The organism is Paenibacillus pseudetheri (assembly GCF_924513355.1).
Taxonomy (GTDB): Bacteria; Bacillota; Bacilli; order Paenibacillales; family Paenibacillaceae; genus Paenibacillus_AQ; species Paenibacillus_AQ pseudetheri.
This window is the reverse complement of sequence record NZ_CAKMAB010000010.1, coordinates 98,295-112,304: the sequence shown is the minus strand read 5'-3', so window position 1 is coordinate 112,304 and position 14,010 is coordinate 98,295. Positions and strand designations below refer to the sequence as shown.

The 14,010-nt window shown below is 42.1% G+C and carries 12 protein-coding genes and 1 other annotated feature; of the genes, 2 read left to right on the top strand and 10 right to left on the bottom strand.

What is annotated here, in order from left to right; all coding sequences use genetic code 11:
* Positions 1–41: 41 nt before the first annotated feature.
* Positions 42–303 (bottom strand) — a binding site (T-box leader).
* A 136-nt stretch (positions 304–439) separates the two neighbouring features.
* A complete protein-coding gene (gene htpG / locus L1028_RS11905) occupies positions 440–2,320 on the bottom strand; it encodes a molecular chaperone HtpG (RefSeq protein ID WP_234533995.1) in 1,881 nt (626 codons plus the stop codon).
* Positions 2,321–2,599: 279 nt separating this feature from the next.
* Between htpG and L1028_RS11900 the strand changes: the two genes are divergently transcribed.
* The gene (locus L1028_RS11900; RefSeq protein WP_234533993.1) at positions 2,600–3,010 is read left to right on the top strand and encodes a VOC family protein; all 411 of its coding nucleotides are present in this window, start codon (positions 2,600–2,602) and stop codon (positions 3,008–3,010) included.
* On the opposite strand, the gene L1028_RS11895 is transcribed toward L1028_RS11900, so the two are convergent.
* Positions 2,993–3,868, bottom strand: a complete 876-nt coding sequence (locus L1028_RS11895) for a LysR family transcriptional regulator (RefSeq protein ID WP_234533991.1) — start codon at positions 3,866–3,868, stop codon at positions 2,993–2,995. The genes L1028_RS11900 and L1028_RS11895 overlap by 18 nt on opposite strands.
* 121 nt (positions 3,869–3,989) lie before the next feature.
* On the opposite strand from L1028_RS11895, the gene dapA reads away from it, so the two are divergent.
* Positions 3,990–4,886, top strand: a complete 897-nt coding sequence (dapA, locus tag L1028_RS11890; protein ID WP_234533989.1) for a 4-hydroxy-tetrahydrodipicolinate synthase — start codon at positions 3,990–3,992, stop codon at positions 4,884–4,886.
* A gap of 307 nt (positions 4,887–5,193) precedes the next feature.
* Here the strand turns inward: dapA and L1028_RS11885 are convergent, their stop codons facing one another.
* From L1028_RS11885 to recA, 8 genes are all read right to left on the bottom strand, one after another.
* The gene (locus L1028_RS11885) at positions 5,194–6,549 is read right to left on the bottom strand and encodes a DEAD/DEAH box helicase (protein WP_234533987.1); all 1,356 of its coding nucleotides are present in this window, start codon (positions 6,547–6,549) and stop codon (positions 5,194–5,196) included.
* Positions 6,550–6,887: 338 nt separating this feature from the next.
* Positions 6,888–7,460: a phosphate propanoyltransferase gene (gene pduL, locus L1028_RS11880; RefSeq protein WP_042128797.1), complete on the bottom strand. Its 573-nt coding sequence runs from the start codon at positions 7,458–7,460 to the stop codon at positions 6,888–6,890.
* 138 nt (positions 7,461–7,598) lie between these two features.
* Entirely contained in the window at positions 7,599–8,564 is a 966-nt protein-coding gene (locus L1028_RS11875; protein WP_234533985.1) for a dipeptidase, read from the bottom strand.
* A gap of 147 nt (positions 8,565–8,711) precedes the next feature.
* A complete protein-coding gene (locus L1028_RS11870; protein WP_019910496.1) occupies positions 8,712–8,972 on the bottom strand; it encodes a stage V sporulation protein S in 261 nt (86 codons plus the stop codon).
* A 200-nt stretch (positions 8,973–9,172) separates the two neighbouring features.
* The gene (locus L1028_RS11865; protein WP_042189389.1) at positions 9,173–9,967 is read right to left on the bottom strand and encodes a TIGR00282 family metallophosphoesterase; all 795 of its coding nucleotides are present in this window, start codon (positions 9,965–9,967) and stop codon (positions 9,173–9,175) included.
* Positions 9,968–10,109: 142 nt separating this feature from the next.
* On the bottom strand, positions 10,110–11,651 hold the full coding sequence (rny, locus tag L1028_RS11860) for a ribonuclease Y (protein ID WP_042128807.1): 1,542 nt from the start codon (positions 11,649–11,651) through the stop codon (positions 10,110–10,112).
* A 316-nt stretch (positions 11,652–11,967) separates the two neighbouring features.
* Entirely contained in the window at positions 11,968–12,699 is a 732-nt protein-coding gene (locus L1028_RS11855; protein WP_234533983.1) for a regulatory protein RecX, read from the bottom strand.
* 106 nt (positions 12,700–12,805) lie between these two features.
* Positions 12,806–13,873 carry a recombinase RecA gene (recA, locus tag L1028_RS11850; protein ID WP_094870272.1) on the bottom strand — a complete coding sequence of 356 codons (1,068 nt, stop codon included), beginning with the start codon at positions 13,871–13,873 and terminating at the stop codon, positions 12,806–12,808.
* Positions 13,874–14,010: the final 137 nt, after the last annotated feature.

Genomic DNA, 14,010 nt, shown 5'->3' with positions numbered 1-14,010 from the left:
ACCTTCTCCTCCTTTTTTAGACAACAAAAAAACTCCCATCCACAAAGGACGAGAGTTCTACTCACGTGTTACCACCTAATTTTATAAATGCCTCAAGACATTTACCTCTTCAGGTACGACGTTAATAAACGTTTATACCCTAGCACTGTAACGGATGCAGGTTCCGGCGCAGCCTACAACCCCAAAGGTTTCGATGCGCAGCTCTGAGACCATATTCCCAAGGTTTTTCTTTACTCCTTTTCAGCGACCGGAGCTCTCTGTAGAAAGAATTGCCGTGGTACTCTTTCTCTTCTTTGCCTTTCAATATTCAAGTTACTGGAAATAATACTTAATTTAGCATGTAAAGTCAAGCGTAAGCTAAGCACTTCGCACAAAATAAAATAGCTTAATAAAAAAGATCACCCAACAGTAATACCATTGGATGATCTTTTCACTAGAATTATTTCATGATTTTACAAATATCATTGGTAAATTGAACAGGATCACTAACTTGCAACCCTTCGATCAGCAGAGCTTGGTTGTAAAGCAGGTTCGTGTATAAACCGAGCTTTTCTTTATCGTTCTCAGCTGCCGCCTTCAAGGACTGGAATACTTCGTGATGGATGTTGATTTCGAGTACCTTGTCCGCTTGAACCTCTTGGCCATTTGGCATCGACTTCAGGATTTTTTCCATCTCGATCGTCAGTTCGCCTTCAGCAGAGAGGCATACTGGATGAGTCTTCAAACGTTTCGAAGCTTTAACATTTTTCACTTTGCCGGACAAGATGTCCTTCATCGCTTCAAAAAGCTCCTTGTTTTCGTTCTCTTCCGCTTCCGTAGGCTTGTCCGCTTCGTCTGCTTCGATTCCAAGGTCACCACTGGATACGGATTTAAATTCTTTTTCTTTATAAGACATGATCATCTTGATCGCAAATTCATCAATGTCATCAGTGAAGTAGAGAATTTCATACCCTTTATCCGATACAAGCTCGGTTTGTGGGAGCTTTTCGATTCTGTCGATCGACTCACCGGACGCATAGTAGATGTACTTCTGTTCTTCTGGCATTCTTGACACATATTCGTCCAGTGTTACCAGCTTCTTCTCCTTGGAGGAGTAGAACATCAGCAAATCTTGAAGTGTATCTTTGTGCATTCCATAATCGTTGTACACACCGAATTTAAGCTGTCTGCCAAAAGCATTATAGAACTGCTCGTATTTCTCTCTTTCATCCTTCAGCAAGCTTTGCAGCTGGCTTTTCACTTTATTCTTAATATTCTTAGCGATCAGAGTCAACTGACGGTCATGCTGCAGCATCTCTCTGGAGATGTTCAGGGAAAGATCCTCTGAATCTACCATACCTTTTACAAAGCTAAAATAGTCAGGCAGCAGATCCGCACATTTGTTCATGATCAGTACACCATTGGAATAAAGCTCAAGACCTTTTTCATATTCCTTTGTGTAATAATCAAATGGTGTATTTTCCGGGATAAACAAGATCGCATTATACACTACAGCACCATCAGCACTGATATGAATATGTTTAAGCGGCTTGTCAAAGCCGTAACGTTTCTCTGCATAGAAGTTATCGTAATCTTCTGTAGTCAGCTCGTTTTTGTTCTTCCGCCAGATTGGCACCATGCTGTTTACAGTTTGTTCTTGAACAACTTCCTCGAACTCGTTCTCAGTGCCTTCTTTTGGCTTCTGCTCCTTCACGTCCATTTTAATTGGGAAACGGATGAAGTCAGAATATTTTTTAATGATGGATTTCAGGCGATACTCTTCCAAATATTCATCGTATTGATCTTCTTCGGTATTCTCTTTAATTTTCAAAATCACTTCAGTACCTACAGTATCCTTCTCGACAGGCTCGATGGTATAGCCGTCTGCGCCCTTAGACTCCCATTTAAAAGCCTCGTCGCTACCAAGCGCCTTACTGATCACAATTACGTCATCCGCTACCATAAACGCAGCATAGAAGCCAACACCGAACTGTCCGATGATATTATGACCATCTTTGGCTTCGTTCTCTTTCTTAAATGCAAGGGATCCGCTCTTCGCGATTGTTCCTAAGTTATTCTCTAGCTCTTCTTGTGACATCCCGATACCTGTATCGGAGATCGTCAAAGTTCTGTTCGCCTTATCGGCAGTCACTTTAATATAATAATCTTCTTTATTGAAGACCAGGCCTTCATCAGCTAATGCTTTGTAATAGATCTTATCAATTGCATCACTTGCATTGGAAATCAACTCGCGCAGAAAAATTTCCCGTTGTGTATAAATGGAGTTAATCATCATTTCCAGCAATCTTTTCGATTCGGCTTTAAACTCTTTTTTGGCCATGAATAAGTAAATCTCCTTTCAAAATAACATCTTGTTCAACACTTCGTGATTAGCACTCTTGTTAGATGAGTGCTAATTCTTCTTTTTATATAACATAAACTGATTTTGAATGTCAATATTTACAGCGACTTTCATTAAATAAAGCTGTATTTTGCATACAAATTTAGGATTCGATTGATAAATAACATTCAACTTGCGCATAGGATGATTCTATGTTTTAAATAGATTAGATACATAAATTACAAATAAAGGTTTATCATCTTCTCTGGAGGGATTCAAATGCATGAACAAGCGCAGTCCATTGTAAATTCTTCAGCAACAAGTCCTATTAAGAATTTGATTGGCAGTGTATTTATCCCCGTACACGATATTGAAAAAGCCCGTAGCTGGTATTGCCAAGTCCTAGGACTCCATGAAGCAGATCATTCGATTATGAACGGTCATTTATGCCCGTTAACTATGCAAGGAAGCACTGGGATCATTCTGGACACCATGCCCATGTGGGGAGGTTTAGAGCCTGAAGGGGCTCCTCCAATTACAACACCTGCTCTTATGCTAATAACCGATGATTTGCAAGCCTCTTTCAACTATTTAAAGGAGCTCGGTGTAGAGATAGTAACCGAAATTCAAGATCAACAATGGTTTGTGGTAAAAGACCCTGACGGGAATAAACTAATGATTTGCAAGTAACATTTGCGTTAGAAATTGCAATGGCTGAGACTTCCACTTCTTAGGATGCATCAGAAGCTGCAGATCAAAATGAATTTCTTGATGTGCGAAGGGCAGCTCGGCCAAGTTCCCCCGCTCAATTTCTTCCTCTGCAACAATTTTAGGTAGTAATGCAATCCCTAGACCATTCATAACACAACGTTTTATTGCTTCTAGATTCGAAAGCTCAAAACCTATGCGGAATATAATCCCGTGCTCTTTTAACAAATTCTCGAACAGACTCCGGTAAATACAGCTCTCTTCAGAAACAATTAATTCGCAGTTATTTAAATCCTGTAGCGTTACTGTATCCATCTGGGCAAGGGGATGGTTAATTGGTGCTATTAACACGAGCGGTTCATCTCTAATGATCGTACGTTCAAGTAAAGAATCCGTAGTGGTACGATCGAGCATCAAACCGATGTCTACTTCCCCATCTTTTATTTTGGCCAAGAGGTTAGCTTCCTGCATCGTTTGTAGGTGGATATCAAGTTTCGGAAATTTCGTCCTCAACTGCTGTAGGTAAGGCGGCAAGTAGAATGCAGCTAATGAATCAATCGTCCCAATCGTTAGCGTACCTCCTATTTGTTGTGCGATGGTTTCTTTAGAACGATCATACAGATCCAAAATCTCCACAAATAGCTTCAACAATTCTTCTCCAGGCGGGGTAAGACGCAGCTGCCGACCATGCCTTTCTATTAATGGCACTCCGTATTCCTTCTCTATTTTCTGTATTTGCATCGTAACGCTCGACTGCGCGTAACCCAGCTCTTCAGCAGCCCGTGTAAAGCTCTGACGTTTAGCTACCTCGCGAAATGTTCGTAAATAGGTTAAATCCATAACCTCACCCTAACATCAATATTTTTGATGATACACATCATTTATTATAGCTAACGACGATGCAACATTCCATGGTAAAGTGTATGTAGAGGAATTAAAATATTTTGGAGGCCGATAATTTATGCTTACAGAACAACAGATTTATGGAATTTATGTCCCCGTGGTCACCCCGTTCAATGCTGCTGGTGAAGTCGATCTGGATTCGTATCAGCGTAATGTAAAGAACATTATTAACAACAGCATACAAGGTCTGGTCGTTAATGGAACCACCGGTGAATCGCCAACTGTAACCGTAAATGAAATGCAGCTTCTAGTAAACACTTCTCGTGAACTTTTACAATCTACATCTATCCCTTTAGTAGTCGGTACAGGAACCAATGACACAGCTTCTACGGTAGCACGCACAGAGATCGCAGCTAACCTTGGTGCTGATTGCGCACTAGTAGTCGTCCCTTATTATAGTCGTCCTTCGCAAGAGGGCATCATTGCCCATTTCCGCAAAGCAGCAGAAGTAGGCATTCCGATCATGGCTTATGATATTCCAAGTCGCACTGGTACTGCTATGACCCTAGACACCGCACGCACAATTCTAGAAATGAATAATGTTGTCGGATTAAAAGACTGCTCAGGTAGCTCCAAAATGGTTACTGAGCTAGTTCGTACAGGTAGCAAACCTGTGCTTGGCGGCGACGACTCACTCTTTTATGAAATGCTTAGCTCCGGGGCAGCGGGTGGTATGCTTGCTACTGCGAACGTTTATCCAGCAGAATGTATCCGTATATACGAAGCCTTCAAATCGGGTCAATTCGACTTGGCAAAAGAAAACTTTGAACAACTACTGCCGATCATCCGTCTCTTGTTCAAGGAATCGAACCCCGCTCCAATCAAATGGATGCTTAGCCAGAATGGCTTAATCGACTCGGATACGCTTCGCCTCCCAATGACTTCCATCAGCACAGCGCTTCAGCAAGAGCTTAGTTCTTATGTTCAGGACAATGCAATTGAAGCGACTGCATAAGAGAAAAGATAGCAGCCGTTATACAGTGAGGAACTGTGTTGCGGCTTTTTTTGTACGGAAATATTAGGATCATTCAAGGATATAAAACGCACGAAGAGCTCAAAGATTCTAATCGTTAACTACTCTACTCCATAATTTTAACTGGCTTACAAACCTGCAAAAATACATTGTTTTATGACGTGAGGATGGCTAAATCATTTATTCCTACTGATCTGCAGGATCTCTCTAATCCTAACAAAAAAACCATCAGATTTACTCTGACGGTTTTGAGATTTTACTATAAAAAGCGTCCAGCGTTCAAAAAAACTTATCTGCTGCTCGTTTGTCTTCCTTTAGTGAACCACTCAGACTTTGGCTTTAGTGGAGGGTTAGACTTAGGCTTAGCTTTGGCAGGTTTAGATGCCGCTGGTTTTGACCCCGCTGGTTTAGCTGTTGAAGGCCTGGAAGTCAATGGTTTTGAAGAGGCGGATCTCGAACCTGACGGTTTCGAAGATCGTTCTGTCTTCATCTGCGTTTTACGAGACATCGGATACGGGTGATCCTTCACTTCGGGAATCGATTTTCCGATCAATTTCTCGATATCTTTAAGGAACGGAAGCTCTTCAGATTCGCAAAAAGATATTGCCGTTCCACTTAACCCAGCTCTACCCGTACGACCGATCCGGTGTACATAGGTTTCTGGAATATTTGGCAAGTTGAAGTTGATTACATGAGACAGCTCATCAATATCAATTCCTCGCGCGGCGATATCCGTAGCTACAAGAACGCGGGTTGCACCACTTTTAAAATTCCGCAATGCATTCTGACGATCATTCTGCGATTTATTGCCGTGAATGGCTTGTGCAGAAATGTTCACTTTCGCTAGATCGCGTGTAACACGGTCAGCACCACGTTTTGTACGAGTAAACACCAGAGCAGAAATGATCGATTTATCCTGTAACAGAAGATTCAATTGATTCTGCTTATTTCCATTCTCTAATAAATAGATCGATTGATCGATTCTATCCGCAGTAGATGACACGGGTGTGATTTCTACTTTTACTGGATTCACAAGCAAGGTTTTGATCAATTTGGAGATCTCAGTAGGCATCGTTGCCGAGAAGAACAGTGTTTGTTTCTTCGTTGGCATTTTGGCGATAATTCGCTTTACATCATGGATGAAGCCCATATCTAGCATGCGGTCAGCCTCATCCAAGACAAGAATTTGGACATACTGTAAATCCACACGTTTTTGATTGATCAGGTCGATAAGTCTTCCTGGTGTAGCAATTAAGATATCAGCACCTTGATTCAAGGCACGCTCTTGTACTTTCTGTGATACACCACCAACGATGGCAGCAGAGCGAATATCTGTGTATTGACTATACGCTTTTATGTTATCAGCAATTTGAATCGCTAGTTCTCTTGTCGGTGTTAAGATCAGCGAGCGAATGCGTCGCACATTGTTTGATTTGTTGGGGCTTGTTTGTTCGCTTAATAATTGAATAATGGGTACAGAAAATGCAGCTGTCTTTCCTGTTCCCGTTTGAGCACATCCAAGTAAATCTCTACCTGCTAATACAGCTGGGATCGATTGTTCCTGTATAGGTGTGGGTGATGTATAGTTTTCTTTGGTTAAAGCCTTTAAAATCGCAGGCATAATATTCAGTTCGTTAAATGTCATTCTAGTCTCCTTAATTTCTAATACATATATTCTTAACATTAAATCCATTTGTCACGTCATAAACAATAATCATAACACAATTAGTCACATAATAATAGATATTCTTTATCATCACACCAATTTTCATTAAAAATCCATTTCAGGATATGATCCACTCTACCCTTGCAACAGCAATTTACTACTGTCAGTTATCTGAGTATACATTTAATTGAGCTATCGGACTCAGTTGCAGCTATTCATGAAAATGACTGAGTTATCGTATCAGCCAAATAACGTTTCCCAATACATAACAAAAAAGCGAAGGATTTCTCCCCCGCTTCTTATCATTCGTATGAAGACTAGTCTACGATTTCAGCAGTGTCGCCATTATTGGCACCAGCAGCATTAGCTTCGTCAGTATCAATATGCATATCAAGTTTGAAGCTGTCAGATACACGAGCAATTACGTTCTCCAATACGAGACCGCGGTCGCCACCGAGACGAACTTTAAGCAATTGCTTATCCGCAATGCCCCAAGCTTCAGCTTCAGAAGTGTGGAAGTGAATGTGACGAGCTGCGATGATAACGCCTTGTTCTAATTCAACTTCACCAGCAGGTCCTTTAAGCGTAATGCCAGGTGTTCCTTCAATATTTCCAGATTCGCGAACTGGAGCTTTCACGCCAAGTGCGAAGGAGTCAGTACGTGAAATTTCTAATTGGGAAGCCGGACGAGCAGGTCCCAAAATTCTTACCTTGTCAAATTTACCTTTGCTACCGATAACTGCTACTTGTTCATTTGCTGCAAATTGTCCTGGTTGGGAAAGTGGTTTGAACTCAGTTAATTGATATCCTGGGCCAAACAGAGCCTCCACGTGCTCTTGCGTAAGGTGAATATGTCTAGCCGACACACCTACGGGTACAGTCTTACTCATTGTAAAGTCACTCCTTGTATTTTCTCTAATATCTGTACAAGCCATTAACCATTATACATCTTCTTACCCAAAAATAAAAAGGGCTGCATCATAACGAAGCCCCTTTTTTCGACAATTTATGTTTTTTGCACAAGATTGTCATGGTTTAGACACCTGAGAGGGCAAGTTTGCGCTTAAAAAAGAGGTCGCATTCTCATACATCCAACCTTTCACAGTATCCTCTGGATAATAACGAAGCAGTTGCTCTATAAGATCAGGGTATTTTCCCGGATGCTCTAACTTCTCTACCCAAGTATCAATGCCGTCAAAATCTGAGCCAAACATCAAATGCTTCTCACCGCCGAGACTACAAACATGTTCAATGTGCTTTAACAAATCATCCATACGAGCCTTCCCGTCATCACTTACAAACCACGGATAAAAGGTCAGGCCCATTCTTCCATTCATTGCAATCAACGCTTTAATCTGTTCATCATTTAAATTTCTAACATGCCCACATATAGCTGCAGCATTCGAATGGGAGGCAATAAACGGACGATTGCTTAAATCAGCCAACTCCCAGAACCCTGCTTGCGACAAATGCGACACATCCAGTAGCATTCCACTTTCGTTGCACCATTCTATCAGCTTTCTCCCTTTTTCCGTAAATCCACCATTACGCTTCTCTAGCACACCATCTGCTGCCCAGTTCGCATAATTCCAAGTTACACCAAGAAACCGTACTCCAAGTTCGAAACAGAGCTGAGCATAAAACAAGTTCCCTTCTAAGCCGTCTACGCCCTCCAGAGAGAGCATCGCTTGTGGAGGTGCGCCTACTAATCGATTTCCCACTTGCTCCTTCCACCGTACCCACTGAAGCCCATCTGTGTTCACTATCTTTTGCCTAAAGAGATCAATTTGCCCTAGAACATGTTCAAAGCTTGGTTTACCTCTGGTAGCAGAAAGATATATTGCAAAACATTGTAACTCCACTCCACCAGAAGCCAGCCGCTCTGCAGTAACATCTAATCGAGGATCATTGTCAAAATTAATATCCGGAGAGGCTTGCATTTTGCTTAGCACATCACAATGGAAATCCGCTACCTTAAGCTTATCAACCCTCATTCTACATCCCCACTTTCTCGCAGTTCCAGCCGTTCATTTCATTTCCAAATGCCTATTTCAGATACTATGCAATAAAACGCCAGACTATAAATCAAAAGCAAAAAACCTGTTTACAAAAGTAAACAGGTTCAATCATTCTATAGGTCTTTATCTGGGCTCAACAATCAGTTTAATCGCGGTTCGGTCTTCCCCATCAATCACTATATCAGTGAATGCAGGAATGCAGATCAAATCTACTCCGCTTGGTGCAACAAATCCCCGGGCAATGGCAACTGCTTTGACTGCTTGATTCAGTGCTCCAGCTCCAATAGCTTGTAATTCGGCCGATCCACGTTCACGAAGAACACCCGCTAATGCGCCGGCGACGGAATTTGGATTGGATTTAGCTGATACTTTTAATACATCCATAGTAAGTACCTCCCCTGGGAAAATAATGGTGTTCTTCCACTACTTTAGATGTTATTCGCGAGAGAAGAAATAATTCCTTCTTTTTACGGACCACGTCTTCCAAAAACGGCATAAAAGATACTCTATTACGATATAAAAAAAATCACACTTTACCCTGACTCGGCGAAATTACCCGGATTAAACTATACTTTATTCTACGTTTAGCTCATAACCCATTCATCTTCACGTAACCGTATCTTCTCTAGACGAGTCGCCGCACCAGTATTTTCATCTAATTCTGCAAATAAACCGTGAAGCTGCCACTTGCCTTCATCGACAACAAATCGTGCTGGGAGCTGAGTTGTGAACTTATAAAGTACTGCATCTCTTTCCATACCCAGAATTCCTTCGCTTGAACCAACCATGCCCGCATCGGTCAAATACGCAGTTCCTCCTGGTAAAATCACATCATCATTCGTCTGAACATGAGTATGTGTCCCCACAACAATCGATGCTCGACCATCCATGAAATACCCCATGGCGATTTTCTCAGAGGTTACCTCTGCATGGAAATCGACGAGAATACATTTATGATCTCTACGAAGTTCTTCCACAATTTCTTCCCCAACACGGAAAGGACAATCGATAGCAGGTAAAAATGTCCGGCCTTGCAAATTTACTATGGCCAGTTCTTTACCGTTCCCTTTAACAACTGTATAACCTCTTCCCGGGGTTCCTGGCGGAAAATTAGCGGGACGGATAATCCGGGCCTCATCATCGATGAACTCAAAAATATCTTTATTGTCCCATGTGTGATTTCCCATAGTTATACCGTGAACGCCCCAGTTAAAAAACTCATTAGCGATCGCCTTGGTGATCCCTCTACCGGCAGCAGAATTTTCACCATTAACAATAATGATATGTGGCTGATATTTACTTTTTAGTGAGGGCAACATCTCACGAAGAGCCTTTCTGCCAACATTTCCAACGATATCTCCAATAAAAAGTACTTTAATGATTCTCTCCTCCTAATCTTAACCGCTATATCTAATGGATAAGACCTCATATTCAAAAGAAAAAAGGCCCCGCTTAGGGGCCAATTCTCAACAAATATAAGAAAGTATAAGTTACATCTTATCCCTTAACCTTATATTCCACCTATTTAGCGTATTCAACAGCCCGTGTCTCACGAATAACGGTAACTTTGATATGTCCTGGATAATCCAGTTCACTTTCAATCATTTTCGTAATATCACGAGCAAGACGGAATGCCTCTGCATCGTCAATCTTCTCTGGCTGTACCATCACGCGTACCTCACGGCCCGCCTGAATAGCAAATGATTTCTCAACGCCTTCGAACGACTCTGAGATTTCTTCCAGTTTTTCTAGACGTTTAATATACGTTTCCAGTGTTTCACGGCGAGCGCCAGGTCTTGCTGCTGACAATGCATCAGCTGCACCAACCAACATAGCAATAACCGAAGTAGCTTCGCAATCTCCATGATGAGACGCGATACTGTTGATAACAACCGGATGTTCCTTATATTTCTTCGCTAGTTCAACGCCGATCTCAACATGCGATCCTTCTACTTCATGATCCAGCGCTTTGCCGATATCATGGAGCAATCCTGCACGTTTTGCAAGCACGATGTCTTCCCCAAGCTCACCGGCCATCAGTCCAGTTAGATAAGCAACCTCCATGGAGTGCTTCAATACATTTTGACCATAGCTTGTACGGAATTTCAGACGACCCAGAATCTTGATCAAATCTGGATGCAATCCGTGAACACCCACTTCGAAAGTAGCTTGTTCACCATATTCGCGAATTCGTTCGTCCACTTCTTTGCGGGATTTCTCCACCATCTCTTCAATTCGAGCGGGATGGATACGTCCATCTGCCACAAGCTTCTCAAGTGCCGTACGGGCCACTTCACGGCGGATTGGATCAAATCCCGACAAAATAACTGCTTCCGGCGTATCATCAATAATGAGGTCGATACCTGTAAGAGTTTCGAGTGCACGAATATTACGGCCTTCACGACCGATAATCCGCCCCTTCATCTCTTCGTTCGGCAGGGTAACAACTGAAACTGTTGTCTCCGCTACGTGATCAGCTGCACAGCGTTGGATAGCGAGTGTAATGATTTCACGGGATTTCTTATCCGCTTCCTCTTTCGCCTGCTGTTCAATCTCTTTGATCATTTGAGCCGTTTCATGGCGAACTTCTTGCTCAACATTGCTAAGAATAATACTTCTTGCATCTTCGATGCTTAAATTGGAAATCCTCTCCAATTCAGTGACTTGGTTTTTGTAAATAACATCAATTTGCTGTTGGGTTTCATCAATTCGTTTCTCTTTGTTAGCTACTTGTTCTTCTTTTCTTTCAAGCGATTCCATTTTTTTATCCAGAGATTCTTCCTTTTGCAGCAAACGTCTCTCTTGCCGTTGGATTTCATTCCGACGTTCACGAGTTTCTTTCTCAGCTTCAGTACGGATTCTATGGACTTCGTCCTTAGCTTCCAATACTGTTTCTTTCTTCAGCGCTTCAGCGTCCTTCTTCGCATTTTCTACGATGACAACAGCTTCTCTTTCTGCGCTTTGAATTTTAGCTTCTGCAAGGGATTTACGAATAAAATAACCGAACCCAAAGAATAATGCAGCTACAACGAGAACGATAATGACCCAGATCCATGCTTGCATCTGTTCACCTCCTCGTTGGTTCCTCTCCAAGGTATACCCTTGGGAATTGTGCAGTTGTTAAACTATCCGTTCATCACCATACAAAAAACCGGTAAACAACCGATTGCCATACTGCACATGCTGCACATGCACACTGCCCGCCTTATCCGGCGATTACATTTCATATGAGTTGTACGCGAACCGTTTTAAAAAGTCCCCTTTTTGGGAAGGAAAAAGGATTCTTACTTTATGCCGATTCATGTTATATTTTATTATTTATAAAAAGACATTGTCAAGAGAGTCGATATGCGCATTAATGTCAAGAGAATCAGTGAGTCTAGTAAAATTCCTCATCTTCACCCTCATAATTGTCTTCTTCAAGTAAAGTATTAATCACTTGCCGCACCATATCACCCGAAAATCCGCGCCGCATTAAGAAGGCTCCAGTCTTTCTGCGCTTATCTGTAGCTTCACCACGAATAAGATTCCATTTCTTACGACCAATCTGAAGTGCACTCTCTAGTTCTTGTTCAGGACTGACATTCTCCAGTGCTTCCGAGATCAAGGTTTTGTCGATTCCTTTCTCACGCAGCTCTTGGCGAATCCACATTTTCCCTTTTCGCTGGTTCGTAATGCGTTGCTCTGCCCATTGCTTTGCATACAAAGGGTCATCAAGGAATCTTTCCTGCTGTAGCCGTTGCACCGCTTCCGCAATAATAGTCTCCCCTATTTCCTTCTGCCGTAAACGGCGGGTCATTTCCATAGCGGTTCGTGGCTTCCGTTCTAGATAACGAAGTCCTTCTACATAAGCTCGTTGTCGCTCATCAGCAACAACAATTTCCTCCAAATCGGCTTTCATAAAAGAATTTCCAGTAATCATCCGATATTTAATCATGACGTCTTCGTGTACAGTCATGTTATAGGCTCCGAAATGTATGATATAGCGGTGGTCCGATTTCTTCTGACGTTCTACCTTAGTAATTTCTAAAAGTTCCCCATCAGGAAAATCAGATAGGACCTGTACGTCCTGCTCATCCGATTCAAAATCCATATCCAGTTGTATTACCATAGTTGCTTGTCACCTCATAGCTAAAGATCAGTTATGTTCTTACAATTCTTTAAGAAAAGACACCCTGCAACAATGAATCACAGGGCGTCCTATTCCTTAATAAATTCTATTGTTCGATTTCGAGAAGTAGCTTTTCTTCTTCCTCTTGCTCTGCAATGATTTCCGCTTCATTTGGTGCAGCAACAATGGTGGATAGGTTACTTGCTTCACGGATCTTGTTCTCAATGATGAGTGCAATATCTTGATGTTCCTTCAAGAACTGTTTGGCATTCTCACGTCCTTGACCGAGACGCTCACCCTCATAGGAATACCATGCACCACTCTTATTCACGATGTCCATTTCAGTACCGATGTCTACAAGACTTCCTTCTCTGGAAATCCCTTCACCATACATGATATCAACATCAGCTTGTTTAAATGGAGGTGCTACCTTATTCTTCACAATCTTGATCTTAGTGCGGTTACCTACAACGTCGTTACCCATCTTAATACTTTCGACACGACGAACATCCAACCGTACGGAAGAGTAGAATTTCAGCGCCCGACCACCCGGGGTTGTCTCAGGGTTACCGAACATAACACCAATTTTCTCACGAAGCTGGTTAATAAAGATAGCAATTGTATTCGATTTACTAATGGCACCAGATAGCTTCCGAAGCGCTTGAGACATCAAACGAGCCTGTAGGCCGACGTGAGAATCACCCATATCGCCTTCAATTTCCGCTTTAGGAACCAACGCAGCTACGGAGTCAACGACAATAATGTCTACTGCGCCACTTCGTACAAGTGCTTCAGCAATCTCAAGTGCCTGTTCACCCGTATCTGGCTGAGATAGCAACAATTCATCAATGTTTACGCCCAAGTTACGTGCATACTTCGGATCGAGCGCATGCTCAGCATCGATAAATGCAGCTTGTCCGCCTTGTTTTTGTACTTCTGCAATAGCATGAAGAGCAACGGTCGTTTTACCGGAGGATTCAGGTCCGTATATTTCAATAATACGTCCCTTTGGAAGTCCGCCTATACCTAACGCAATATCAAGTGCCAAAGATCCGCTAGGTACAACTTCCACTTGCATATGAGTGGATTCTCCCAGTTTCATGATCGAACCTTTACCAAATTGTTTTTCTATTTGACGAAGCGCCATATCAAGCGCTGCACGACGATCTGACAATCAGACCACTTCCTTCACTGTTTATAATAATATAATAACGTGTTTTTGAGGTCTTGCCAAGCTTTTTTTCGAACATACATTCGTTTTTTTTGTCTCAAGCGTTAATTATCCCTTTTATTGTAAGCCTCCCTCCGGAC

Excerpts from the sequence above, each read along its gene's own strand:
- L1028_RS11900 (WP_234533993.1), top strand. The coding sequence starts at position 2,600 with ATGCATGAACAAGCGCAGTCCATTGTAAATTCTTCAGCAACAAGTCCT.
- htpG (WP_234533995.1), bottom strand. The coding sequence starts at position 2,320 with ATGGCCAAAAAAGAGTTTAAAGCCGAATCGAAAAGATTGCTGGAAATG.
- L1028_RS11855 (WP_234533983.1), bottom strand. The coding sequence starts at position 12,699 with ATGGTAATACAACTGGATATGGATTTTGAATCGGATGAGCAGGACGTA.
- dapA (WP_234533989.1), top strand. The coding sequence starts at position 3,990 with ATGCTTACAGAACAACAGATTTATGGAATTTATGTCCCCGTGGTCACC.
- L1028_RS11875 (WP_234533985.1), bottom strand. The coding sequence starts at position 8,564 with ATGAGGGTTGATAAGCTTAAGGTAGCGGATTTCCATTGTGATGTGCTA.
- L1028_RS11870 (WP_019910496.1), bottom strand. The coding sequence starts at position 8,972 with ATGGATGTATTAAAAGTATCAGCTAAATCCAATCCAAATTCCGTCGCC.
- L1028_RS11885 (WP_234533987.1), bottom strand. The coding sequence starts at position 6,549 with ATGACATTTAACGAACTGAATATTATGCCTGCGATTTTAAAGGCTTTA.
- pduL (WP_042128797.1), bottom strand. The coding sequence starts at position 7,460 with ATGAGTAAGACTGTACCCGTAGGTGTGTCGGCTAGACATATTCACCTT.
- rny (WP_042128807.1), bottom strand. The coding sequence starts at position 11,651 with ATGCAAGCATGGATCTGGGTCATTATCGTTCTCGTTGTAGCTGCATTA.
- L1028_RS11895 (WP_234533991.1), bottom strand. The coding sequence starts at position 3,868 with ATGGATTTAACCTATTTACGAACATTTCGCGAGGTAGCTAAACGTCAG.